Here is a 24,033-nt window from a genome sequence, read left to right on the forward strand (position 1 = left end):
ATCAACGGGCGGGAGGCGATGAGGGAGCGGTTCAGTCCGCGGTCGCGCCGGTCGCCCGCACCACGGGCCCCCATTTGCCAATCTCCGTGCGGATGTATGCGGCAAATTCCGAAGGGGTGTCCGAGATCGGCTGCAGGCCGATCCGCGCGAAGGCTTCCGCCGTCGCCGGATCCGCCACGAAGGCGCGCAGCTGCGCGCTGAGCGCCGAGACGATGTCCGGCGGAAGCCCGGCCGGGCCCACAATGCCCTGCCAGGCAGTCGCCTCGTAGCCGGCAACACCCGCCTCGGCCAGGGTCGGCACGTCCGGCAGGCCGGGGAGGCGCTGGGCGGTGGTCACGCCCAGCGGGGTGATCTTGCCCGCCTGGATCTGGCCGAGCGCGGGCGCGAGGTCCGACACCATGAGGGAAATCTGCCCGCCCACCAAATCGTTCATGGCCGGCGCGCTGCCCTTGTAGGGCACATGGATCACGTCAATGCCGGTGCTGGTCTTCAGCAGCTCCATGAACAGGTGCTGGGGCGAGCCATTGCCGGCGGAGCCATAGGTGAGGGTGCCGGGCTTGGCCTTCGCCAGGGCGACGAAGTCCTTCAGCGTCTTCACGCCGGTGGACGGATTGGCCACCAGAACGAAGGGCACGTTGGCGACGAGGCCCACGGGCGTGAAGGAGGTGAGGGGGTCATAGGGCAGCTTCTTGTAAAGCGCCGGATTGATGGCGAGCGTGGTGCTGGTGGCGAGCAGCAGCGTGTAGCCGTCGGGCGTTGCGCGCGCCACGAAATCGGCCCCCACCGCCGAGCCGGCGCCCGGGCGGTTTTCCACCACGAAGGGCTGGCCGAGCTTTTCCTGGAGCCATTTGGCGACGAGGCGTCCCAGCGCATCGCTGGCGCCGCCCGGCGCATAGGGCACCACCAGCGTCACCGGACGGGTGGGATAGGTCTGGGCCGAAGCCGGTCCGACGGCGCACAGGAGGGCGGCGGCAAGGCCGGCGCAGGCACTGAGCAAAGTGCGGCGCCCGAAGGCGCGGGATGGGCGCGCGTCAGCGCGGAGAGGGGATCGTGTCTCGGGCATGGCGTGCTCCCTGTGTCGATGCCTCGGCGCCTGGCGGGGGATGCGCGGGGCAACAGTTCTGTCCGTTTTTCGGACGCTGGTTATTCGCTTGGTGTGAGGTCTTTTGATTAACATATTAAATTATCAAGATTCAAGAGGCTCATTCCGGTGGCATCGGGGCCTCATTCGTGTCATCCCTGTCGTCCGAATATCGGACGGAGTGGGTCATGGCGGAGGAGGGACGAGAGGCCGGGGGCAGTTTTGCGCGGGCGCAGCTTCTGCTGCGGGCCATCGCCCAGGCGGGGGCGGACGGGGCCAGCCTGCGCGACATGATCCGAGCGACCGGCCTGCCGCGCCCCACCGTCCACCGCGTGCTTGACATGCTGGAGGCCGCCGGCTGGGTGGCGCGGGCGCCCGATGGCGTCGGCTTCCAGCTGGGATTGGAAGTGCTGGCCCTGGGGGCGGGGGCGGCCGCCTGCCATCCGCTCAGCGCGGTGGCGAATGCGCCCATGGCGCGGCTCGCCCTCGCCATCGCTCAGCCCATCTATCTGGTGGTGCGGGCCGGCCCGGATTCGGTCTGTGTCGCCCGCGAGGAAAGCGGGCGGCGCATCCAGACTCTCGTCCTTCAGGTGGGCAGTCGCGAGCCGCTGGGCATCGGCGCCGGCTCCATGGCCCTGCTCGCCGCCCTGCCGGAAGATCAGATGCAGGATTTCATTGCCGCCAACCGGGAGCGCTACCGCCAGCGGCCCGATTTCGATGAGGCGGCCTTCCTCGCGGCTGTGGAGCGCACGCGCGCTCTGGGCTTTGCCGAGCATGACGACCTGTTCACGCCGGGGGTGAGCGGCGTGGGGGTGGCGGTGCGCAACGGGCGGGGGGAGGCCATTGCCGGCATCAGCACGGCGTTCGTGGGCCTGTGGCTGTCCGCCGAGGAGCGGGCTGGCATCGTTCCCCGCATCCGCGCGGCAGCGGACGAGATTTCCGCCCGGCTGCGGGGGGAGGGTGCACTCAGTTCGTGACGCGCGCCGGCTTCGGGCGTCGGCCAGCGATGAGGTCGGTGCCGAACACGCGCTTGGGGTCCTGGTCGTAAATGGCGATCAGGCGCCGGTTCTTGGTGCGCCTTAGCGGCTCCTGGACGGTCATGTGGTAATTGGGCAGCCGGCCGAACCAGCCGGACAGCTTATCCAGATCAACCGGATCGTGCACATGGCCCTGGGTCTTGCCTTCCGGCCACATGAGCGGCACGGACACAATGACGGTGCGCGCCAGCTCCGTCAGCTTCCGGGCGAAGGGGCCGGCATCCGGCACATGCTCGAGCACCTGGAGGCAGGTGCAAAGGTCGAAGCCGTCCGGCACCGGGTCGGTGAGGATATTGGCGTTCAGGCCCTGCACTTTGGCGGAAGAATAGGGCTTGCGGATGTCGATGGAGACCCGCCGCTCGATCCAGTCGAACCACTCCAGATAGGGACAGCCGCCCGTGCCCACGTCCAGGAGCGATGTGGCGGGCGCGCCGACCGTCCGGATGATGTAGTCCACGGCCTGGTAGTAGATGAGGTCGAAGCGGTCGTTCCAATAGGCGACCCACTTGTCGTGCTCGCCTGTCTCCTGCGCGTCCATGGGGCCGGCCATCAATAGGAAAGATTCGGGTTGTGGGGGCTGTGGCCGGGGCCACCGTCGGGCGGGCTCACGCGCTGGACGAACACCTGGCCCTTGTCCCAGAGCAGGTTGTAGTCTGCCTCATGCAGCTTCAGGAAGGTGGCGATGCCGTCATGGGGGCGTTCGGCCGGCGGGCGGTCGAGGCCCCAGTCATAATCGTCCCAGATGAAGATGCCGCTGGTCTTCAGAAGGGGCCAGGCCAGAAGCGAAAGGGCCAGCGCATCGTCCCTCCGCTTGCCCGCGTCGAGATAGATCAGGTCGTACCGGGCTTGGGCTTGACCGAGCGCGTCCAGGTGGCCCGCGGCGCTGCCCTTCAGCTTGGTCACGCGGTCGCCATAGGGGGCCAGGTTGGTGTCGAAGCGCGCGTCGAGCTCGCCCTTGAAGAAATCGACGCAGGTGATGCGGGCGTGCGGCAGGTAGTTCAGCATGAAGACGGCGCTGCGCCCCTCGAATGTGCCCACTTCCAGGACATCGGCCTTCTCCTTGCGCAGGCCGCGCAGAAAACGGTGCCAGCGCATCGCCTTGCGCGTCACCCAGTCGGTGGTGAAAGTCTTGCCCTCGAACCAGGAGGCCACCTCGGCCATGAAGGCGTCCCTCTGCAGGTCCTTCTGCTGCTGACGGCTGCTGTCCTCGGCCTCGCTCACCGGCGCCTCCCTCGGGCTGTCTGATCCCATTCCTGTCTCCTCACGCGCTGCGTCGGCGCGGCTCCCCCGATGCGCCGCGGGTGGGCAATTCTCCCGTCGACGCGTCCCCGCGGCCCGCCGGGCCCTCGGACAGGATTTCCGGCGGCGCCGCGAACCGGCGCGGATGGTGGGGGAAGGGCAGATAGAGATCCTGCACCCCGCCCTCGCCCAGGACGCAGCGCCGGTGCCAGTCCACCCAGGATTCCCAATAAGCGAGCCGGGGGGCGGAAAAGCGGTGCTCGTCAAAGGCCGCGGCCCCGGACCGGGTAAGGGAGGCGGAATGATGCAGGCCGATGGCCAGCGGCTTGGGGATGACCTTGAGGCTGGCATCGCCGAAGCGGCGCCGGATACGGCCCACGAACTCGGTGTCCGCGCCGGTGCGCACGCAGTCGAAGAAGCCGATACGCTCGACCAGGCTGGCATGGAAGAAAGTGGAGGCGGGATTGTCGTGCACATAGCCGCCCGAACGGCGCGCGACGGCGGTGCCGCGCTGGTCCATGCGATACCAGCGCGACATGGTGCAGGCGAGCCGGGGGTCCGCCTGCATGGCTTCCAGGTGAAGCGCGATGCGTTCGGGATGCATCCAGTCGTCGGAATCGTGGAAGGTGAAATAATCGGACGAGCGGGCGGCGAGCGCGAGGTTTTTGGCGAAATAGGTGCCGGCATTGAAGGGCGTCTGGAGGATCTCCAGCCGCCCGTCCTGGGCCTGGATCTGGCCAAGTATGGCGCGCGTGTCGTCGGTGCTGTGGTCGTCCACCACCACCAAGCGCAGGTTGCGGTAGGTCTGGGCGAGCACGGAATGGACCGCCGCCTTGATGGTGCGCTCGGCATTGTAGGCGGTCATGATGACGGTGACGAGTGGCGCGCCTTCCGGTGCGGGCAGCGGCACGGCGGTCCCTGCGAGGCAATGGAACACGTCCTCGCCGGGATCGCGCGCCACTTCCAGATTCGGTTCCGAAAGTCCGTTCTGCGAGAATATGCGCCGGACGCAGGCCGCCCAATTGACGCGGTCGCCGCGGGCGAGGTGCGTGTTGGCGAGTGCGAGCCACAGGTCCACACCGCGTGCCCCCCGCCCCTTGATCTCTTTTAGCGCCCGCACCCAGGCTTCCTCCCCGCGATGCTGCGCCAGCAGATCCTCCAGGATCACCGTGAGTGCGGGCGTCGGCAGGTTGGGATTGAGGCTGTCGGCGATATGCAGATAGGTGTCGCGCTGCTTGGATTGCGCGGCCCCCGTGAGGGTGGCGAGGTGAAAATAGATTTCCCAGTCGAAGGGGTCGGCGGCCTGCATCTCAAGGAGCGCCTTCTCGGCGTCCGACACCCTGCCGCTGCGCAGGCACGCGCGCACCAGGCTCAGCCGCATGCGCCGCTGCGTATCCGCCGAGAAGCTGTCGAACCGGCTGGTATCCGCAAGCGCGGCCTTGAGCCCGGCATAAGCGCTGTCGGCGGCGTTGAGGTCGAGCAGGGCGCGGGAACGGAAGAGGTCGAGGGCGTAGCGGTCCGCTGTCTGCGGTTCTGCGCCTGCCTCCCGCCGCGCGGGGGCCGACAGCATCCACAGGAGCTCGATCCGGCCCTCCTTGTAAAGCCGTTCCGCCTCCTGGGCCGAAACCGTGCCAGCCGGGGCTGTGGAGGCGTCCTCCGGCGCCGGTTCTCCGGCGGCTTCCATGTCCAGGAAGGCCAGGAGGGTATCGCCGGAGACAAGGCGGGCAATGGTCGGGGGAGGTCCATCCGGGCGGCCGAGGGGGAGGGTGAAGCGTCCGTGCCCCACCTTCACTGACCAGGCCGTCTCGTGCGCTCCGGTGGTCGCTTGGAGCACGGCGTCGTCGGCGGCGGACCACCCCTCCAGGAAGCCGGGCAGGGGTGATTTCAGAGCGCCCCGCTCGCTTTCGGTGGCCAGCAGCCGGAGGCCGAAATGGCACAGCTGGAAATGAGCCTCGGACGCAGGCAGCTGGAAGCCGAGAAAGAAAGCCGTGGTGGGAGAGTGCTCCTGGGCAGGAAGGGGCACCGACCACGACCGTTGGGTGTCATGGGCGGTGAAGCGCACATTGTCTTCCAGCTTGCGATGGAAGAGGAACGCACCTTTTTCCTCGCGCCGCAGCAGGGCGACCCAGTCGCAGGTCAGGCTTTCAGTGATCGGGCAAAGGTCCAGCCGTGCCCGCGCGGTGGCGGCGATGGCCGGGCCGTCCAGGGCGGCGGGCATGCCGTCAAGGCTCAGATAGAAGCGCACATAGCCGTGCGGTACCGGCCAGTGCAGGGTCGGCACGCCGTTATTGCCGGACGGCATCTCCACCGCAATGGCGGGCAGGTCGCTGAAGTGCTTGCATGCGATGGTCAGTTCCCTCGACAGGACAAGGCTCCTGCGGTCCCCGCTCATTCCGGGGTGCTCGGCGACACCTGCTTCGGGATAGGCAACGCTATGTGCGCGGAGCGGCACGTTCATTCTTCTTGTCTCGCCGCTGGAGGGCTGCGGGAGGGGGTGTTCAGGAAAGGGCGTGTGGGGTCGGCGTGCCTCACGCTTCGTAATGACCTTATGTTCCTGCATTCCCACGCGCAATACATCTTGCCAATGAATATCTGGCTGCGAGGTGTCGAATTATTCTCCTTCAGCTTTGCATTAACATTATGTAATGAGGTATAATGGTCCGAAACTAAGAAAATGAAATATTTTTATACTTTGAGTTGAATTGTTTTTCCACTTCGTGATATTCGCGAATAGTCCATAAAGTTGTTTTCTTCCATTGATTATCCAGGTATCGAGCATTGAGGCGCGTAGTGACATCCCCTGTGCGGCTCATCCCGAATGTTCAAGCCAGAACCGGTTCCCCATGGACCTTTGCGCGTGCCGTCCGGCGCGGGCGGCCAGGAGCCGCTCGCCGAGGCTTCCACGCCCGCGCCCACCTTGGCGGCCGTCATCGCCGCCCACGCGCGGCTGTCCGGAGACCGGGTTTCGTTGCGCTACCTGGATCGTGGCGAACGCGAGAGCGACACCGACACTTATGCTTCCCTCGGCGTGACCGCGCGGGCGATCGCTGGTGGGCTGAGGGGCTTGGGCCTGACGGGGCGCCCAGTCATTTTGCTGCTGCCCCAAGGGCTTGACTATGTGCGGGCGTTTCTGGGCTGTCTGTTTTCCGGCGCCATCGCCGTGCCCGTCCCCTCGCTCGCCGACCGCCGGGCGCTCGCCCGCACGCGGGGCATTGTCACGCATGTGCGTCCCGCCGCGCTGATCTGCCCCGCCGCTCTTGCGGCCTCGGCGGACGTGGCAGAGATGGCGGCCCTGGTGTCGCAGGGGGTGCGGGTGCTGGCGGTGGAGGAACTGAAGCGGGAGCCCCCCCTTGGATCCGTCCCTGCCGCTGCACCACGATATGGGCCTCATCGGCAATGCGCTCACGCCCCTGTTCCTGGGCGCAGAGACCACGCTCATGTCGCCGCTGGCCTTCCTCCAGAAGCCGCTGCGCTGGCTGGCCGCGATCGATCGTTTTGGCGCGACCACCAGCGGAGCGCCCAATTTCGCCTATGACATGGTGGTGCGCGCGGTGCCTTCCGAGGCGGTGGCGCGGCTCGACCTGTCGCGCTGGACGATGGCCTATTGCGGGGCCGAGCCGGTGCGCGCCGAAACCCTGGCGCGCTTCGCCGCCCATGTGGCGCCGGCCGGCTTCCGGCCGGGCGCGCTCTATCCCTGCTACGGGTTGGCCGAGGCCACCTTGATGGTCACAGGAGGGGATGTCGGCATCGAGCCGGACGTGCGCACCTTCCCCGTGCGCGCGTCGTCAGGCGCGACGGCCGAGCGTCCCTCCGTCGCCTGCGGCCGCCCCCACGGCGCGACGCGCGTCCTTCTCCTGGCGGAGGATGGCGTGGTGCGCGAGGGCGAGGTGGGGGAGATCTGCGTCGCCGGGCCCGGCGTCAGTCCGGGCTTCTGGGATCCGCAGACAGGCATGGCGGTGCCCGATCCCGAACGCCGGGTGGAGGTGGACGGCATCGCCTATCTGCGCACGGGCGATCTCGGCCGCTGGGTGGATGGGGCGCTGCACGTGGTGGGGCGGCTGAAGAACATGATCATCCTGCGCGGCGCCAACCATTATGCCGAGGACATCGAGGCCACCGTCCGTATCATTGAAGACGCGGGCGGCCCCCTGGAGGCGGCGGTCTTCGCCGCGCCCGGCACGGACGAGGGCTTTTCCATCGTCTGCGAGCGGGCGGGCGGGCCGGAGGGGGTTGAGCCTCTGAAGGCCGCCATTTCCCGCACCGTAGCTGAGGCGCACGGCCTCCTGCCCGCCGATATCCTGGTGGTGCCCCCGGGCGCCATCGCCCGCACGCCCAGCGGCAAACTGATGCGCGAGGAGACGCGGCGCCAGTTCCAGCACCTCCTGACCGGCGGCGAGGGGCGGCCATGAGCCTTGCCGAAGCCGAGCAGGCCGCCCGCGCCCACCCCTATTGGCTCGACATCCGCCATGGTCCGCCCACCCCCATGGAGAGCGGCAAGTTCTGGCGGGTGAGCCGCCACGCCGATCTCCTCAAGGTCATCCGCCATCCCGACGTGGAATGCGCGGACGCCTATGCCGGCCTCATGCGCGTGGCGCGCCGGCAGGGCGCCGACATCACCCATTTCGGCAATCTCATCGGCGGCTTTTTCCTCGCCCGCAATGCACCCTTCCACACGGCGGTGCGGCCGCTCTACCGCGCCATGGTGCGGCACATGACGGACGCCGCCCCGCGCGAGCGCGTGGCCGCGCAGATGCGCGCCGCGCTCGATGGGCTCGCCCATGGCGGCACGGTGGATGCCACCGCGGACCTGTGCTCGCCGTTGCCCATCCAGGTGGCCTCCGCCGCCCTCGGTCTGCCCGAGGCGGTCATCGCCCGCGTGCGCAACATCGCCCTCGATGTGCTGGACGAGGGGCTCTTTCCCTATCTGCCGATCCGGGCCTATTCGGATCTGGAACGGCGCGCGGCGGAGCTGCATCGCCTGGTGGCCAGCGCGGTGTTCGGCAACACGCCGGTGCCGGCCATTGCCGAGCTGATCTCGGCCGGGCGCGGCGAGGCGCAGCTGTCCGATACAGATCTCATCAACACCTTCACCACCTTCATCTTCGCCGCCACCCACGCCATCGGCGCCTCCTTCTCGGCGGCGCTCTATCTGCTGGCGCTCCATGGCGGGTTCGACGCCCTGGCGCGCCGGCCGGAGCTCAACCGCACCGCCGTGGACGAAGTGCTGCGCTACAGCTCGGTGCTGAGCGTGCTGATCCAGCGCGTGGCGGTGCGCGACCTGGAGGTGGGCGGCAGCCTCATTCCGGCGGGCACGCAGATGGTATGCGAGGTGGAAAGCGGCAATTTCGATCCTGCCGCCTATGACGATCCCACCACCTTCGCCCTCGATCGCACCGGACCCGTCCCGCTCTTCTTCGGCAGCGGGGCCCATGTGTGCCTCGGCGCCAATCTGGGGCGGATGCAGCTTAGCCTGTTCCTGGAACTGGTCAGCCGCGACTATCGCTGCATCCTCGAAGACACCCGGCCGGACTGGCACATGCAGCTCGGCGTCCGCCGCCCGGCCCGCCTGCCGATGCGGATCACCGCCCACAGGAAGGGGCTTTCCTCATGACCACACTTTCCCCCGGCGCCTTGCGGGACTGGCTGGTGAACTATGCCGCCACCTCGCTCAGCATGGGCAAGGAGGACATTCCGCTCGACGCCAATTTTGACACCTATGGCCTGGATTCCGTGGAGGTGATCGTCATGGCGGGGGTGATGGAGGAGGCGTTCGAGATCGAGATCGATCCCAGCTGGTTCTTCGACGATCCCACCATCAATGGCGTGGTGGCCATTCTCGGCCGGCGCCTGGCGCAGGAAGAGGAGGTCTGACCCTCCATGGTGCAGCAGGACAGGTCAGGGCCGGTGGAGAACGTACCCCCCTCGGATGCCGCTGGCGTCACCAAAAGATGCCAGGACGAGGATCTGGCGCGGCTCAGCGCGGCCCTGGCGGCCGAGGGGGGCGAGGCCTTGGACGGGGAAATCGTCGCGCGCCTTGAGACCTGGCCGGACGATGCCCGCCTTCACATCCTGCGGATCCGCCAGCTGGAGGCCAAGGGCGACGGCCCGGCTTTGGATGCGCAGATTAGCGAAGCCCGGCGCCGCTTTCCCGGCAATGCCCGCATCGCCCACCACGCCTTCCGGCGGCTTCTTGCGGCAGGGCAGGGACTTGAGGCGCGCGCTTTGTTCGAGGAACGGATCTGGCGGTCGGGCCTGTCGGAAGGGACCCGGGCCGAGGCGCTGGAGGCCGTGTGCGCCGTGCTCGGCGGGGGAGAGGAGCGGGCGGCCTTCCTGAGCGGGCTTCTCGGCAGCGGGGCGGGAGATCGCTTCGCGCTCCTGAAGCTTGCGGAGCTAGACCTTGAGGCCGAGCGCACCGAGGCGGCGCTGACCCACTTTGGCGCGGCGCGCGCGCTCGGCGAGGTGCCGCGAACCGCGCGGCTGCAGGAGATCGAGGCCCTCCTGAAGGTGGCCCCTGCGGATGACGCCGTCGGCGCGCTGCTGGAGGAGGCGCTGGCGCGTCATCCGGACCTGCCCCGCTTCCATACCCTCAAATGCGATTTCCACGAGCAGCGCGGCGAGACCGACGCGCTTGCCCGGACACTCGCGGCGGCGCGTGCCCGCTTCCCGCATCATCCCTGGCTGGCGCTGCGCCAGTTCAACCTGGACCTGTCCGCCGGGCGGCTGACGGCGGCTGGCCACCTGCTGCGTTCCGAGATTTGGTCCTCCAATCTTCCGGAAGCGACGCGGCGGCGGGCGCTCGGCGCGTTCACCCGGGCCTGGACCGATCCGCTGGGGCTCGACGAGGTGCTGGCGGGGCTGCTCACGGGGGGACCGGATGACCGCTTCATCCTCACCAAGCGCGCCGGCCATGCCATGAAGCAGCGGGCGTTTCCCGAGGCTCTCGCCTTTCTCGACCAGGCCCTCGCCCTCGGCCCGCTGCCGTAGGAGGCGGAGGCCATGCAGGTGGACCTGTTGATGTTCACCGGCAAGTTCCAGGAGGCGCTGGGGCTGGCCAAGAAGGTGTTTGCCGCCGACCCCACCCGCAAGGCCATGCTGCGGCGGATCAACCTCACCGGCAGCGTCGCCAACTCGCAGGAGGACGTGACGCAGTCCATCATCCGGTCCATCGAGCAATGGCCGGACGATCACCTCCTGCTGCAACGCTATAATCGCGCGGCCTTTCCCCGCGCCGTGGACCGCGCCCTGTTCGACCGCCTTCAGGCCCATGCCCGCACCGGGGAGGGCGAGGCGCACTGGCAATACCAATATGCCCTCGCCTGCCTGCGCCACCGCGACACGCCTCAGGGCTATGCCATCCTCAAGGAGATCGTGGACAAGCCGCAGATCGGCTTCTTCGCCCAGCGCGTGCTGACCATCCTGCAATCGAAGCCGCTGGACGCCTGGGACGTCACGGCCCGCTTCGACAATGACACCATGTGCGACTTCCGCGTGGTGACGACGCCGGGCGCGCGCGCCACCTTCCTCGTGCTCAGCGGCGTGCGGGGAGACCTGGGCGGGCTGCCCTTCACCCATGTGGACGTGTTGCTGGCGGACCATCCGGTGAATGTCATCTATTTGCGCGACAACAGTCGCCGTGCCTTCACCGGCGGCCTGCCGAGCCTTGGGGCGGACGAGGAGAGCATGGTCGCCGCGCTGCGCAACCACTGCGCCGCCCTCGATGGTGTGCCCGCCATTCCCTTCGGGGGCTCGTTCGCCGGCTGGTCGGCCATTCGCCTTGCCGTGCTCATGGGTGCGCCGGCGGCGCTGTCCTTGTCGGCACCGGTGATGGATCCCACCGACGACAGCGGCAATGCCCCCATGCGGCTCAGCCGGCGCTACATCGCATCGGTGCTGCCGCCCCATGCCCGGGATCTTGCTGGCCTTGTGCGTGGCGCGCCCGGCACCACCATCTTCCACGCCTATGGCGCCCAGCATCTGCGCGATGGCCAGCACGCCAACGAATTGCGCGACGTGCCCAATGTGGAGACCATCCCGGTGGATTCGGACGATCATTTCATCGCCTCGGACCTGATCGCCCAGGGGCTGTTCCATCCCCTCGTAGCGCGGGTGATCGACGCCGCCAACGCCGCCGCGTCGAGGGCGCGGCGGGAGCCGGCCCATGGCTGACTCGGAAGGCGCCGGGCGACGCGTCCATGTGTGCGGGAACTTCGACATCTTCAATTATGGCGATGTGCTCTTTCCGCTCGTCGCCCGCCACCGCCTCGCGCCCGCGGGCTATGAGGTGGTGCCCGTCGCGCCCACCGCCCGGCGCTCCTGGCCGGACAGCCTGCCCGCGCTCTCGCTTCAGGACCTGTTCGCGGGCACGCCCGGCGCCGGCATCCTGGTGGGCGGGGGGCACATCATCTCCGACATGCCGGTGACCGACTTCTTCGGCATTTCCGACGTGAAGGACGACCCCGGCGGCACCTGGGCGCAGACTTATTTTTCCGGCCTGTGGCTGGGCGCGACCCTTCAGGCCTGCGTCACCGGCGTGCCCATCGCGTGGAACGCGCCCGGCGTGATGCGCCCCTTCATCCGCAGCGAGATCCGCGCGCTCGCCCGGGCGGCCATGGACGTGGCGGAGCGGGTGGCGGTGCGCGATGCGGAGAGCCTTCGCCTTCTGGGTCCCCAGGCCGAGGGGCTGGCCTGCGTGTCCCCCGACACCGTGCTCGACATTTCCGCCCTTTGGCCACGGGAGAGTCTCGCCGAGGACTTCGCGGGCCTTGTCTCCCGTGCCGGTTTCGATCCGGGGCAGCGCTTCCTGGCCATCCAGGTGCGCCGGCTCCTGAAGAAGGAAGCCTTCCCGGACATTGCGGCGCAGATTGCGGCCCATGCGCGGGCGAGCGGAGCGGTGCCCATCCTTGTGGCCATCGGCCCCGGCCTCAAGGATGACGAGGCGGCCCGCCAGACCGCCGCGCATCTGGATTGCCCCCATATCCTGCTGGATGCCCCCGCATCGCTCCGGGAGATCACGGCGGTGCTGGCCTTCTCGGCGGCTTTCGTGGGGCAGTCGCTGCACGGCTGCATCGTCGCCTCGGCCTATGACGTGCCCGCTCTCGTGGTGGCCGAGCGCCCGGCGCGGCGGTTGGCGGGGTTTCTGACCTATCGCGGGACGCCCGAGCTTCTGTTCGACGGCTGGTCGCAGGCATTCGAGGCGCTCGGCACGTTGCCGCCCCGCATGCCCGTGCCTGCCACCATGCGCACGGAGCTCGACCGGCACTGGGCCGACATCATCGCCATGCTCCACCAGCCGCAGGACCGGAGCGCGGCGCAACTCGCCTTCCTGCGGCTCTATGCCCGGCTGGGCATGCGTGGCCTCGGCCCGGAATGGAGCCTTCGCCCCTTCCGGCCCTCCGCCTATGGGGAGCGGGAGGCCCTGCTCATGCCGCGATCCAGCCGGCCAGCACGGTCAGCACCAGCGGAATGACCGCCGCCGCCACCACCGTCTGCGTGGCGGTGATGCCAGCCATGAGCGGTGCGTCGCCGCCCAGTTGCCGGGCCATGATGTAGGCGGAGGAGGCGGTGGGCAGGACCTGGAACAGGAGCGCGGTGGTCAGCGCCGGGCCGGTCAGGCCGAAGGGCATGGCCAGCAGCAGGGTCGCCACCGGCATGAGAAGGAACTTGACCGCCGACGAGGACACTACCGGCCCCACCCACTGGCGGGCGGTGGAAAAATCCAGCGCAGCGCCCACGCACAAGAGGCCGATGGGCAGCGAGGCGGCGCCCAGCGCCTTCAGCGCCGGCTCGATGCCGGGCGGCACATGCAGGCCCAGCACCTGGAGCGCGATGCCGCCGAGGCAGGCCAGCACCAGCGGATTGGTGGCGAGCTGCCGGGCAATGCCCCGCGCATTGAGCTTGGCGGTGCCGTGGCGGGCGAAGACCAGCACGCACAGCACGTTCACCGTGGGCACGATGGCCGCGTTGCAGATGGCCGCCAGCGCGATGCCCTTGGCGCCGAAAAGGCCCGCCGCCAGCGTCACGCCCACATAATTGTTGAACCGCACGCTGCCCTGGAACACCGAGGTGAAGGCCGGTCCATCCACGCCCAGAAGGGGCCGCGCCGCCACCACCAGGCCGGCCACCAGCAAGGTGGAGGCGATCAGTGTCGTCACCAGTTCCCAGACCGGCAATTGGTCGAGGGTGGCGGTGGCAAGGCCGTGGAAGAACAGAGCCGGCAGCAGCACGAAATAGCCGAGCCGCTCCGCCTGGGGCCAGAAGGCCTCGGCCAGGAACTTGCGCTGCTTGAGGGCGATGCCGAGCCCGATCAGCAGCACCACCGGCAGCAGCGCGAGCAGGACGGCGCCCATCATGCGCGGGCCTCCAGCGCCGCCACCAGCCGGCGGCAGCCTTCCACGAGGGTGGCCTCGTCGGTGGCGAACGACAGGCGGATGTGGCCGGGCGAACCGAAGGCGCGGCCGGGCACGGTGGCGACCCCGGCGTCCAGCAGCAGGTCGGCCGCCTTCACGTCGTCGCCGCCATCGGCAAGGCGCGGGAAGAAATAGAAGGCGCCGTCGGGCACCGGCACCTGCAAGGCGCGGCTGGCGCTGAGCACCTTGAGGCCGGCATCGCGGCGGGCGCGATAGATGGCGTTGCGCTCGGCCAGCACGTCCTGCGGGCCTTCCAGCGCCGCGATGGCGCCGATCTGGCTGAGCGCGGCGGTCTGGGTGCAATTCTGGGTCTGGATGGCGGTGATGGCCGAGACGATGGGCGCGGGGCCAAAGCCCCAGCCCACGCGCCAGCCGGTCATGGCATAGGCCTTGGACACGCCGTCGATGATCAGGATGCGCTCCCGCAGGTCCGGCGCCACGGCGGCGATGCTGGCATAGGTGCCCCCATCATAGCGGATATGGGCGTAGATCTCGTCGGACATGATGAGGGCGTCCGGCGCGCCGCGCAGCACATCGGCGAGCGCCGCGAGTGCCGCGGCGCTGTAGAGCGCGCCGGAGGGATTGCCGGGGGCGTTGAGCACCACCCAGCGGGTGCGGGGCGTGAGCGCGGCGGCAAGCGCGTCCGGGCGCAGCAGGAAGCCGTCCTCGGCGGGGCATTCGATCAGCACCGGCGTGGCCCCCGTCATGCGCACCATGTCCGGATAGCTCGCCCAATAGGGGGTGGGGACGATGACCTCGTCGCCGGGCTTCAGGGTGGCCAGGAAGGCGTTGAAGATCACCTGCTTGGCGCCGCAGCCCACCGCGATTTCGTTGTCCGCATAGCTGAGCCCCCGATCGCGGGCGAGGGCGGCGCGGGCGGCGGCGCGCAAAGCGGGCATGCCGTTGGCGGGGGTGTAGCCCAAGGGGCGGCGGGCGGCGCCGATGGCGGCTTCCGCCACATGAGCGGGCGGTGCGAAGTCCGGCTCGCCGAGCGTCAGGTCGACAATGTCGCGGCCGGCGGCGCGCAATTCGGCGGCGCGGCGCGCCATGGCGAGGATGGGCGACCCGCCGGCGGCGGGGGCGGGCGCTTGGGTGGGAGACGAGACGGCGGACAAGGTCATGGATGCGGGCACCGGAAGGAGAGGCTGGAAGGAAATTATCGCCCCCGAGACCCTCTTAAAAATTCATATTTCTTGTCCCGTTGACGAGAATAACTCATGGTTTGTCGCGCGGTGCGTGTCACGCCGCCTGTCCCTTTCCGACCGGTTGGAGACCCCATGTCCCTTCGTGCCCTGCGCAGCCTGAAGGCCATCGCCCATCACGGCTCGTTCGCGCGGGCGGGAGAGGCGGTGGGGCTCACCCAATCGGCCATCAGCCTCCAAGTGCGGGGGCTGGAGGAGGAGTTCGGCGTCCAATTGTTCGACCGCTCCCGCCGCCTGCCGGTGCTGACCGAAGCCGGGCGCATCGTGCTGGCGCGCGCCGAAGAGGTGCTGGCTCTTTATGATCGCATTCCCGAGGCGCTGAGCGATGAGCGCTCCTTGTCCGGACGCCTGAAGGTGGGGGCGATCCAGACCGCCCTTTCAGGCCCCATGCCCGGCGCCTTGGCGGACCTGCGCCGCGCCCATCCGCGCCTGCGGGTGCATGTGGGCGCGGGCATGTCGGTGGAATTGGCGGCGCGGGTGGCGAATGGGGAGCTGGATGCCGCCGTCACCACCGAGCCGGTGCGGCCCCATCCGCCCGACCTCGTCTGGACCGAGCTTTATGCCGACCGCTTCTGGCTGATCGCCCCGCCGGGCCTGGGACGGGCCGATGTCGCCACCCTTCTCGCCGACATGCCCTTCATCCGCTTCGATGCCCGCGCCTGGGCGGGGCGGATGATCGCGCGGGAATTGCGGCGGCTGGGCCTGAAGGTGCGCGAGGAAATGGTTCTGGACAGCCAGGAGGTCATCCTGCGCATGGTGGAGCGCGGCCTTGGCGTCGCGGTGCTGCCCTTGCCGGACGCGGTGCTGGCGGAGGCGAACCTCACCTGCCTGCCCTTCGGCGACCCGCAGATGCGCCGCCGCGTGGTGCTGCTGGAGCGGCAGGACCGGCCGAGCCGGCGGCTGTGCCTGGCATTGGCCGAGGCCATCCGCGCCAGCATGGCCGCCCAGAGCGCTCCCGCCGCCTCCCGGACACAGAACGGCCGCCGGGCCCAAGGGACGCGGCGGCCATCGAAGATGGGGTGAGGGCGCAGAAGGGGTGAGGGAAGCCCTCACTCCGCCGTGCTGGTGGTGGTCAGGATCGGCACGTCCTCGCCCTTCTGCACTTCGTAGAGCGCGAAGTCGCGGCTCTTGAGCATGCCGTTGGGCAGGAATTCCACCGAGGAGCTGGCGCCGTCATAATTGATGCCCTTGCCCGCTGCGAGGGCCTTGGCGCCCTCGGCAAAGGTGGTGACGCGCTCGCCCGGCCCGTTGGCCACCTTCATGATGGCTTCCGCGATCTTCGGGCCCTCGGTGGACTTGGACGCCTCCATGCCCAGCAGAAGGAGGTTCATCTCGTCATAGGCGGCGCAGCCATAGGGGAACTGCACCTGGCCGTTGGGCTTGGCGCCCACGAGCCGCAGATAGGCGTCGTAGGTGTCCTTGCCCACGGGCGGCACGGGGGAGCCATGCAGGATGCCATCCGCCGCATTGCCCACCGCCTTCTTGAAGTCGGGGCCGACGGCGAAGGACAAGGTGAAGATCTTGCCCGTATAGCCGCCGCGGATCAGCTCGCGATAGATGGGGGTGAAGTCGGTGATGTAGCCGGCGATGAACACGGCCGGCGCGTTCATGGAGATCAGCCGCTCGGCCTCGGCCCGGTAGGAGACCTGGTTGGTGTTGTAATAGAAGGGCTCGCCGATGATCTTGCCGTCGACCTTGTTGAAGGACTTGGTGAAGCTCTCGGCCATGGACGAGGCGAAATCATTCTTCGGGCCGGCGAAGGCCATCTGCTTGAAGCCGCGCTTGGCCGCGAGGTCCGCGAGCGCCACCGCCCAGGCCGAGTTCAGCGGCTGGAGGTTGTAGCACAGGTGCTTCTTGTCGCCGTTGGGCAGGTAGTCCGAGGAGCCGGTAAACAGCTGGACGATATTGGCTTCCTGGCAGAGCGGCATGATGGCCAGCGTCACCGAGGAAGCCCAGGTGCCGACGATGGCGCTCACCCGGTCGGCGTCGATCATCTTGCGCGCCGCGCGCACCGCCACTTCCGGATTGGTCTCGGTATTGTCGGTGATCAGCTCCACCTGCCGGCCCATGACGCCGCCATTGGCATTGACCAGCTCCACAACCGCCTTGTGGGCCTTCACCTTTTCCGGCCCATAGGGGCCGCCGCCGCCGGACAGGGGGGTGAGCGAGCCCACCTTGATGGGCGCCGACTGGGCAAGGCCGTGGCGCAGCAGCGCGGGCGTGGCGAGGGCGATTGCGGTGCCGGAGAGAAACAGCCTGCGGGAAACGTCCATGGCCTAACCTTTCGAGGGCGTGAGGGGAGACGCGGGGGGAGCGGGCGCGCGGCTGACCTCCGGCAGGAGGCCCGTGGGCCGGAAGCGGATGGTCAGGATGAGGACCGAGCCGATGACGATGAAGCGCAGGGCCGACATCTGCTCGGGGTCGAGGAAGGAGGTCCAGTGGGAGAGGAAGCGGCTGCCCTCATAGAGGGTCACCACCACCAGCGTGCCCACCAGCGTACCCACCATGTTGCCGGCCCCGCCCACGATGACCGACATCCACACCAGGATAGCCACCGGCGTGGTGAAGTTTTCCGGCGTGATGGTCTGGACGTAATGGGCATAGAGCGAGCCGGCCCCGGCCATGAACAGCGCGCCGATGACGAAGGCCTGGAGGCGATAGAGGAACACGTTCTTGCCCAGCGTCGCCGGCACCAGGTCATCCTCGCGGATGGCGCGCAGCGTGCGGCCATAGGGCGTCGTGGACAGGCGCTGGAGCACGAGGAAGGCCACCATCACCCCCGCCAGCACCACCGCGAGAATGGCCCAGGCGGTGACATCCCGCCCAAGGCCCGACATGACCGGGCGGGTGCCGATGAGAAAGCCGCGCGGGCCGCCCGTCAGCCAGTCCTCATTGTTGAAGACAAGGCGGATGGTCTCGGCAAAGCCCAGCGTGACGATGGCGAGAAAATCCCCCGACAGGCGCAGCGACAAAAGCGAGATCAGCGCGCCCGCAACGGCCCCCGCGCCCATGGCCACCACCAGCCCGCCCACGAAGGGCAGATGGAAGGTCTCGGTGGCAATGGCGCTGGCATAGGCGCCCACCCCGAAGAAGCCGACCACGCCGAAATTGATGAGGCCGGTGAGGCCATATTGCAGGTTGAGGGCCAGCGCCAGCATCACATAGATGCCGGCAATGGTGAGGATGGCGACCAGATAGGCGTCCATGGCGTCACTTCCTGTCCACTTTGTCGCCGAGCAGGCCCTGCGGCCGCACCAGGAGGACGAGGGCGATGACCACGAAGCCCACCGCGCCCTTGTAGGTGGGGTTCAGGAAGACGCCGGTCAGCTCTTCCGCAAGGCCGATCCCGATCGCCCCGATCGCCGCCCCCAAGGGCGAGCCGAGGCCGCCCACGATGGCGGCGGCGATGACGGGGATGGCCACCGCCCAGTTGAGGTTGGGATCGATGGTCAGATCGAGCCCCACCAGCACGCCGGACAGGCCGAAGAGCGCGCCGGCCACCGCGACGCCAAACGCCTCCACGGCGGGCACCGGAATGCCGCGCACATTGGCGAGCGAGGCATTGTCCGCCACCGCCCGCAGCGCCCGCCCGATGGGGGTCAGCGTGAGCAATGCGCCCACCAGCAGCGTGGCGGCCAGCGAGATGGAGAGGACCGCCACGGTCTCCCGCGTCAGCCGCATGCCGGCGATGAGGATCGGGCCGGTGAGCGGCAGGTCGAAGCCCCGGATCTGGCCGCCATAGAAGAAGCGGATGATGTTCTCGATGACGAAGGACAAGGCGATGGAGACCAGCAGCAGCGTGCCGCCGCCCCGCCCGCGCAGGGGCCGGAACACCACCGCGTCCGCCGCCGCAAAGCCCAGCGCGCTCACCGCCATGGCGCCGAGGCCGGCGACCCACAGCGGCAGGCCGAGGGCAGCATTCAGCGTCCAGGCGGCGAAGGCGCCGATGGTGACGAAGCCGCCAGCGGCGAAATTGGCATAGCGGAACAGGGTGAAGACGAGGGTGAAGGCGATGGCGGCCGGTGCGATGACGGCGGCGCTCGCCAGCGTGTTGATGAGAAGCTGCATCAGGCGGCCTCGCCGAAGAAGAGGGCGCCGAAATCCGGCTCGCGGGCAAGGGCGGCGGCATCGCCCTGGCGCACCACGCGGCCATCCACCAGGACGAGGGCACGATCCGCCCGCTCCAGCGCGGCGCGGGCATTCTGCTCCACGATCAGCACGCCGAGATCGGCGGTGGCGGCGAGCTGGCGCAGGATGTCCAGCATCTCGCCCACCAGGAGGGGGGAGAGGCCGGCGGTGGGCTCGTCCACCAGCAGCAGCTTGGGGCGGGCCATGAGGGCCATGGCAAGGCCCACCATCTGGCGCTGGCCGCCAGAAAGGCCGCCCGCCCGCTTGTGCAGATAGGCGCGGATGGTGGGCAGGAGGGCGATCACCTCCTCCCGCCGCCGCGCCACATCCTTGTGGCCCCACGCGCTGACCGTGAGGTTCTCGGTGACGGAGAGGGTGCGGAAGACGTTGCGCTCCTGCGGCATGAAGACGGCCCCCGCCTGCGCCCGGCCCGCGGGGGGCAGGGGGGCGAGGTCCTGCCCGTCGAGGGTCAGCGTACCACCCATGACGCGGGCGACGCCGGCGATGGATTTCAGCAGCGTCGACTTGCCGGCGCCGTTGGGGCCCACCAAGGCCACCATCTCGCCGCGCGCCACGGTGAGGTTGACGTCGTGCACGATGGGACTGGCGCCATAGCCCGCCTTCAGGCCGGTGAGGGAAAGAAGGGTCATGCGGCCTGCCCCAGATAGGATTCGATGACGGCGGGATTGGCGGCCACGTGGGCGAAGCTGCCCTCCGCCAGCACCTTGCCGGAGGCCATCACCACCACCCGCGAGGAGAGGTCGCGGATGAAGCCGATATTGTGCTCGATGACCAGGAAGGTGGTGCCGTGGTCGCGGTTGAGCCGGGCGATGAGATGCTTGATCTCCTCCACCAGATGGGGCGCGACGCCGGCCGCGATCTCGTCCAGCAGGATGATGTCGGCGCCGGCCATGAGGCAGCGGGCCAGCTCCAGGAGCTTCTTCTGGCCGCCGGAGAGATTGGCCGCACGCTTGCCTGCATGGGGGGTGAGGGAGACGCGCGCCAGCATCTCCCAGGCGCGTTCCTGTGCATCACGCTCGGCCCGCGCCGTGGCGGTGGGGCGCAGCAGCGCGCCCATGAGGCGCTCGCCCACATTGTCCTGCGCCGCCAGCATCACATTCTCCAGCACGGTCAGCTGGTCCAGTTCCCGGGCGAGCTGGAAGGTGCGCACGAGGCCCAGGCGGGCGAGGCGGTGGGGCGGCAGGCCGGTGGCGTCCGTGCCGTTGACGGCCAAACGGCCGCCATCGGCTTTCAGCACGCCGGACAGGAGGTTGAAGAGGGTGGTCTTGCCGGCGCCATTGGGGCCGATGAGGCCAAGGATCTGCCCTCGCTCCACCACGAAGGAGACATCGTCCACCACCGTCACGCCGCCAAAGCACTTGGTGAGGCCGCTGACGACCATGGCTGGATCGGTCATGATGACCTCCGCTGGGTGGTCCCGCGCCGGGCCGGCTTGCGCCGCGCGGAGGTTTCGGCGGGCGGTGGCTCGGGAGCCTCGGGAGATGGAAGGGATTTGGCCGATTTTGGGGGCTTGGCCGCTGCACGGGTCTTTGCGGCAACCGCCTGGGGTGCCGGCGGCGCGGCGGGCGGTGCGGTGCGGATGAGCGCTTCCACGCAGTCGCACAGCGTCGCCAGGACGGCGCGCACGCGCTTCTCGTCGCGGTCGATATTGTCCTGGATCCTCAGCCCGCGCAGCGTCGAGACGATGAGGGTGATGATGATGTGGATGCGCTCGGGCGGCAGGCCCGAGGTGTGGAAGGCGCGGGCGCCCAGTTCCTCATAGGAGTGGAATAGGTCGGTGAGGATCTCGTTCACCGCCTCGCCCACGCGGGTGTCGGAGCGGCCGGACACCATGAGGTCCAGCATGGTCACGAGGGCGTTGGCGCGGAAGACCTCGTCATAGAGGCGGCCGACAAAGGTGGGCACGTCCGTGCGGCCCGCGCTCATGTCATCGGCGAGGCCCGCCACGATATCGCGGGCGCGCTGCCAGAAATGGGCGGCGGTGTCGATGATGAGATCATCGCGCGTGGGATAGTGATGCAGCATGGCGCCGCGCGACACGCCGCAGCGCTGGGCGATGGCGGCGGCGGAGGCCGCGTTCACGCCGACTTCGGCGATCAGCTCCTCGGTGGCGGCGCGCAGACGGGCGCGCATGGCGGCGCCCTTCAGCTCGCGCCCGTCCGAGGTCTCCTGCTCCGGCCGTGTGGGGGTGATGATGTCCATGCTCGAACCCTGCCATAGGCACTTTGGTGCCGCGCGACAAAAAAGCAGTCTTGACTGATTGTTTTCTGGGCAGACCGTGCGCGTCGACATCGCGTGCGGGCCCAGGGGGGGGCGGTGCGGTGGCGGGGCTTTGTTTTAACAGGGATGGGGCATGGCGGGATCAGTGGAATCGCTGCGTGAAATTTGTGCAGGCAGTATCTGCAATTACGTGAAGATTTGCAATTACTGAAAAAACTACAGTTAAAAGCTGTACAATTACAAAATTAATTAGATCATTTCATAGAAAATCAGTCAATCCGTCAATCTAGACTTGTTTGCCGCCGCCGCGCCCCCTGGTGTAGGTCAGTATTCGCAGCGGCTCGTGAGCAAGGGTCGCAATGGAGCGGCCCGCCCCCATGCTGGCCGCTGCGACGGGAACGAGCAGGGAGGGACACGGCCCCGTACGGGGCGTGCGTCCGAGAGGAAACAACCTGGTGCTGTCCGAAGATCTGACAGAAAAGACGCGTGTCTCCGGTCCGCCCGTGACCCTGGCGGACCTCGTCATTACGGGCGCCCGCCAGTTGGTCCTGTGCGAGCCGGACCGGCCCGATGGCATCGGCGTGATGGAGGCCGGCTGCCTTGCCATTGCCGGCGAGACCATCCTGGCGGTGGGTACGGCGGACGAAATCCGCCCTTTGATGGATGCCCGCACCCGCATCATCGACGCGGCCGGCGGCACGGTGACGCCGGGGCTCGTGGACTGCCACACCCATCTCATCTTCGCGGGCGATCGCTCCGCCGAATATTTCCTGCGCACCCAGGGCCTCGACGATGCGGGGCTGACGGCTTCGGGTGTGCCGTGGGGCGTGCCGGCCTCGCGGGTGGCGAACACCGGGCTATCCGCCGAGGCGTTGGCGCGCATTGCCTTGCCGCGTGCCCGCACCATGCTGGCCGCCGGCACCACCACGCTGGAAACCAAGTCCGGCTATGCGCTACGCCACGCCTGCGACCTTGCTTCCCTTGAGGCGGCCCAGCGCGTCGCCGCTTTGACGGGTCTGGAGATCGTCGGCACCTATCTCGGCGCCCATGCCCGGCCGGAGCGGGAGGCGGAGCGCTATCTGGACACGATCATCGCCGAGACCATTCCGGCGGTGGCCGAACAGGGCCTCGCCGAATTCTGCGACGTCTATGTGGACCCGGACGTGTTCACCGTGGCCGAATGCGCCCGCGTGCTGAAGGCGGGGGCCGATGCGGGCCTTGGTGCCAAGCTCCACACCGATGCGCGGGTGAATGTGGGTGGCGCACGCCTTGCCGCCGAGATGGGCGCGGCCAGCGTCGACCACGGCAACATGCTCTCCGACGGCGACCTGCGCGCGCTGGCCGATGCGGGCACCTCCGTGGCCTTCTTCCCCGGCTTCGATTTCGCCATCGGCCACCGTCATCCGGTGGACGCCCGGCGCTTCATCTGCTCGGGCGTCAATGTGGCGGTGGGCACGGATCTGTGCCCGGTCTGCTGGCACCTGTCTCAGCAGGCCTCCATGGGCTTTGCCTGCCGCCTGTCCGGCCTCACCCCGCAGGAGGCGCTGCTGGGCGTCACCTTGAACGCGGCGAAGGCCATCCGGCGTGGGGATCGCATCGGCTCCCTCACGCCGGGCAAGCAGGCGGACGTGGTGATCTTCGACGTGCCCGACTTCCGCCAGCTCGCCTTCCGCTTCGGCGCCAACTCCGCCGCCTGGGTCATCAAGAAGGGCCGGGTCCTGGTGGACGGGACGCCGGCCGCCGCCTCCAAAGATGGGAGTTCCACATGAGCGACCGCCGCAATGAGGGCCTGTGGGCCTGGCGCCAGCGCGAGAACCACAACCATATGATCGCGCTGCAGGAAAAGGCGCTCGGGCCGACAGGGGAGGGCAGCATCGAGCTCGCCTTTTTCGGCGGCTCCGCCTTCCGCATCACCACGCCCGCGGGACTGACGCTCATGATCGATCCCTGGCGCAACCCGCCCTGGGGCAATTGGGACTGGTATCATTACGACTTCCCGGCCGAGACCGTGGACATCGCGCTGTCCACCCACGCCCATTTCGACCATGACGGCGTGCATGTCTTGAGCGCCAACGTCATCCTGGACCGGCTGATCGGCACCTATTCGTTCGCCGACGTGAAGATCACCGGCATCGCCGACAAGCATGTGTCCGACAGCAGCCACAATGCCTATGACTGGGCGGAGATGACGCGCCGCCTCACCGACACGCGCACCACGCCCCCCGACAATGCCCGCTCCTTCGACAATTGCCTGATCCTGGTGGAGGTGGCCGGGCTGAAGATCCTCCATTGGGGCGACAACCGGCCCAACCCGCCCGAGCACGTCTGGGACGCCATCGGTGCGGTGGACATCGCCCTCCTGCCGGTGGACGGCTCACAGCATGTGATGAGCTATGCCCAGGTGGAGGAGGTGGCGGCGCGGCTCAAGGCCCATCTGGTGGTGCCCCACCATTATGGCATCTGGGACGTGACCATGCGCGCCTCCACCCTCTTGCCGCCGGACGAGTGGGTGAATGGCCGGCCGGGCTCGCTGTGGACGGAAAGCGGGGCGGTGCGGCTCGATGCGGCCAGCGTGAAGACGCACGACAATGTGGCTCTGTGCTTCGGCCCCCATGTGGCCTTCGACAAGGCGGCGATGCTGGCCAAAGGGCGGCGCTGACGGCGGTCAGGCGGCTCCCTTGGCCGTTCAGGCCACGGCC

22 protein-coding genes and 1 pseudogene are annotated in these 24,033 nt (G+C 68.6%); 11 read left to right on the forward strand and 12 right to left on the reverse strand.

Translation table 11 applies throughout. From position 1 onward, the window contains the following. Nucleotides 1-31: 31 nt before the first annotated feature. Nucleotides 32-1,063, reverse strand: coding sequence for a Bug family tripartite tricarboxylate transporter substrate binding protein (locus tag J5J86_RS15220; protein ID WP_209099441.1), 1,032 nt, complete (start codon nucleotides 1,061-1,063; stop codon nucleotides 32-34). A 206-nt stretch (nucleotides 1,064-1,269) separates the two neighbouring features. On the opposite strand from J5J86_RS15220, the gene J5J86_RS15225 reads away from it, so the two are divergent. Beyond that, a complete protein-coding gene (locus J5J86_RS15225) occupies nucleotides 1,270-2,058 on the forward strand; it encodes an IclR family transcriptional regulator (protein WP_209099443.1) in 789 nt (262 codons plus the stop codon). Here J5J86_RS15225 and J5J86_RS15230 read toward each other — a convergent pair. Genes J5J86_RS15230 through J5J86_RS15240 form a run of 3 tightly spaced genes read right to left on the reverse strand, consistent with a single transcriptional unit; the run spans nucleotide 2,048 to nucleotide 5,815 of the window. Next, nucleotides 2,048-2,656 (reverse strand): class I SAM-dependent methyltransferase, encoded by a 609-nt coding sequence (locus J5J86_RS15230; RefSeq protein ID WP_209099445.1) that lies wholly within the window; start codon nucleotides 2,654-2,656, stop codon nucleotides 2,048-2,050. The two genes, J5J86_RS15225 and J5J86_RS15230, sit on opposite strands and share 11 nt — an antisense overlap. A gap of 11 nt (nucleotides 2,657-2,667) precedes the next feature. Further along, nucleotides 2,668-3,369 carry an O-methyltransferase gene (locus J5J86_RS15235; protein WP_209099447.1) on the reverse strand — a complete coding sequence of 234 codons (702 nt, stop codon included), beginning with the start codon at nucleotides 3,367-3,369 and terminating at the stop codon, nucleotides 2,668-2,670. Nucleotides 3,370-3,379: 10 nt separating this feature from the next. After that, entirely contained in the window at nucleotides 3,380-5,815 is a 2,436-nt protein-coding gene (locus J5J86_RS15240; RefSeq protein WP_209099449.1) for a glycosyltransferase family A protein, read from the reverse strand. Nucleotides 5,816-6,175: 360 nt separating this feature from the next. On the opposite strand from J5J86_RS15240, the pseudogene J5J86_RS24680 reads away from it, so the two are divergent. The 7 genes and pseudogenes from J5J86_RS24680 to J5J86_RS15270 all read left to right on the forward strand — a co-directional run. Further along, nucleotides 6,176-6,625: pseudogene (locus J5J86_RS24680) on the forward strand (AMP-binding protein); the annotation flags it as partial. Between the two features lie 82 nt (nucleotides 6,626-6,707). Next, nucleotides 6,708-7,766: an AMP-binding protein gene (locus J5J86_RS15245; protein WP_209099451.1), complete on the forward strand. Its 1,059-nt coding sequence runs from the start codon at nucleotides 6,708-6,710 to the stop codon at nucleotides 7,764-7,766. Further along, nucleotides 7,763-8,968 (forward strand): cytochrome P450, encoded by a 1,206-nt coding sequence (locus J5J86_RS15250; protein ID WP_209099452.1) that lies wholly within the window; start codon nucleotides 7,763-7,765, stop codon nucleotides 8,966-8,968. The genes J5J86_RS15245 and J5J86_RS15250 overlap by 4 nt, the downstream gene beginning before the upstream one ends. Next, entirely contained in the window at nucleotides 8,965-9,228 is a 264-nt protein-coding gene (locus tag J5J86_RS15255) for an acyl carrier protein (RefSeq protein WP_209099453.1), read from the forward strand. The genes J5J86_RS15250 and J5J86_RS15255 overlap by 4 nt, the downstream gene beginning before the upstream one ends. A 6-nt stretch (nucleotides 9,229-9,234) precedes the next feature. Then, nucleotides 9,235-10,341 (forward strand): hypothetical protein, encoded by a 1,107-nt coding sequence (locus J5J86_RS15260; RefSeq protein WP_209099454.1) that lies wholly within the window; start codon nucleotides 9,235-9,237, stop codon nucleotides 10,339-10,341. A 12-nt stretch (nucleotides 10,342-10,353) separates the two neighbouring features. Continuing rightward, complete coding sequence (locus J5J86_RS15265) at nucleotides 10,354-11,523, forward strand: hypothetical protein (protein WP_209099455.1); 1,170 nt, start codon at nucleotides 10,354-10,356, stop codon at nucleotides 11,521-11,523. Then, nucleotides 11,516-12,823 (forward strand): polysaccharide pyruvyl transferase family protein, encoded by a 1,308-nt coding sequence (locus tag J5J86_RS15270; protein WP_209099456.1) that lies wholly within the window; start codon nucleotides 11,516-11,518, stop codon nucleotides 12,821-12,823. The genes J5J86_RS15265 and J5J86_RS15270 overlap by 8 nt, the downstream gene beginning before the upstream one ends. On the opposite strand, the gene J5J86_RS15275 is transcribed toward J5J86_RS15270, so the two are convergent. Both J5J86_RS15275 and J5J86_RS15280 read right to left on the reverse strand, forming a co-directional pair. Beyond that, on the reverse strand, nucleotides 12,777-13,706 hold the full coding sequence (locus J5J86_RS15275) for an AEC family transporter (protein ID WP_209099457.1): 930 nt from the start codon (nucleotides 13,704-13,706) through the stop codon (nucleotides 12,777-12,779). The two genes, J5J86_RS15270 and J5J86_RS15275, sit on opposite strands and share 47 nt — an antisense overlap. After that, the gene (locus J5J86_RS15280) at nucleotides 13,703-14,884 is read right to left on the reverse strand and encodes a pyridoxal phosphate-dependent aminotransferase (RefSeq protein ID WP_247657628.1); all 1,182 of its coding nucleotides are present in this window, start codon (nucleotides 14,882-14,884) and stop codon (nucleotides 13,703-13,705) included. Before J5J86_RS15280 ends, J5J86_RS15275 begins: the two co-directional genes overlap by 4 nt. A 156-nt stretch (nucleotides 14,885-15,040) precedes the next feature. Between J5J86_RS15280 and J5J86_RS15285 the strand changes: the two genes are divergently transcribed. Beyond that, nucleotides 15,041-15,988 (forward strand): LysR family transcriptional regulator, encoded by a 948-nt coding sequence (locus tag J5J86_RS15285; protein ID WP_209099458.1) that lies wholly within the window; start codon nucleotides 15,041-15,043, stop codon nucleotides 15,986-15,988. A 26-nt stretch (nucleotides 15,989-16,014) separates the two neighbouring features. Here J5J86_RS15285 and J5J86_RS15290 read toward each other — a convergent pair whose 3' ends face one another. The 6 genes from J5J86_RS15290 to J5J86_RS15315 are packed head-to-tail and all read right to left on the reverse strand — an operon-like array spanning nucleotide 16,015 to nucleotide 21,316. After that, nucleotides 16,015-17,238 carry an ABC transporter substrate-binding protein gene (locus J5J86_RS15290; RefSeq protein ID WP_209099459.1) on the reverse strand — a complete coding sequence of 408 codons (1,224 nt, stop codon included), beginning with the start codon at nucleotides 17,236-17,238 and terminating at the stop codon, nucleotides 16,015-16,017. Between the two features lie 3 nt (nucleotides 17,239-17,241). After that, nucleotides 17,242-18,171: a branched-chain amino acid ABC transporter permease gene (locus J5J86_RS15295; RefSeq protein ID WP_209099460.1), complete on the reverse strand. Its 930-nt coding sequence runs from the start codon at nucleotides 18,169-18,171 to the stop codon at nucleotides 17,242-17,244. 4 nt (nucleotides 18,172-18,175) lie between these two features. Next, complete coding sequence (locus J5J86_RS15300) at nucleotides 18,176-19,033, reverse strand: branched-chain amino acid ABC transporter permease (RefSeq protein WP_209099461.1); 858 nt, start codon at nucleotides 19,031-19,033, stop codon at nucleotides 18,176-18,178. Further along, complete coding sequence (locus J5J86_RS15305; protein WP_209099462.1) at nucleotides 19,033-19,743, reverse strand: ABC transporter ATP-binding protein; 711 nt, start codon at nucleotides 19,741-19,743, stop codon at nucleotides 19,033-19,035. Before J5J86_RS15305 ends, J5J86_RS15300 begins: the two co-directional genes overlap by 1 nt. Further along, nucleotides 19,740-20,510 (reverse strand): ABC transporter ATP-binding protein, encoded by a 771-nt coding sequence (locus tag J5J86_RS15310; protein WP_209099463.1) that lies wholly within the window; start codon nucleotides 20,508-20,510, stop codon nucleotides 19,740-19,742. Before J5J86_RS15310 ends, J5J86_RS15305 begins: the two co-directional genes overlap by 4 nt. Then, nucleotides 20,507-21,316 (reverse strand): TetR/AcrR family transcriptional regulator, encoded by an 810-nt coding sequence (locus J5J86_RS15315; RefSeq protein ID WP_209099465.1) that lies wholly within the window; start codon nucleotides 21,314-21,316, stop codon nucleotides 20,507-20,509. The genes J5J86_RS15310 and J5J86_RS15315 overlap by 4 nt, the downstream gene beginning before the upstream one ends. 473 nt (nucleotides 21,317-21,789) lie before the next feature. On the opposite strand from J5J86_RS15315, the gene hutI reads away from it, so the two are divergent. Both hutI and J5J86_RS15325 read left to right on the forward strand, forming a co-directional pair. Beyond that, nucleotides 21,790-23,103, forward strand: coding sequence for an imidazolonepropionase (hutI, locus tag J5J86_RS15320; protein ID WP_209099466.1), 1,314 nt, complete (start codon nucleotides 21,790-21,792; stop codon nucleotides 23,101-23,103). Further along, nucleotides 23,100-23,993 carry an MBL fold metallo-hydrolase gene (locus J5J86_RS15325; RefSeq protein WP_209099468.1) on the forward strand — a complete coding sequence of 298 codons (894 nt, stop codon included), beginning with the start codon at nucleotides 23,100-23,102 and terminating at the stop codon, nucleotides 23,991-23,993. Before hutI ends, J5J86_RS15325 begins: the two co-directional genes overlap by 4 nt. The last annotated feature ends 40 nt before the right edge of the window (nucleotides 23,994-24,033 follow it).

It is taken from the genome of Aquabacter sp. L1I39 (genome assembly GCF_017742835.1).
Lineage (GTDB): Bacteria > Pseudomonadota > Alphaproteobacteria > Rhizobiales > Xanthobacteraceae > L1I39.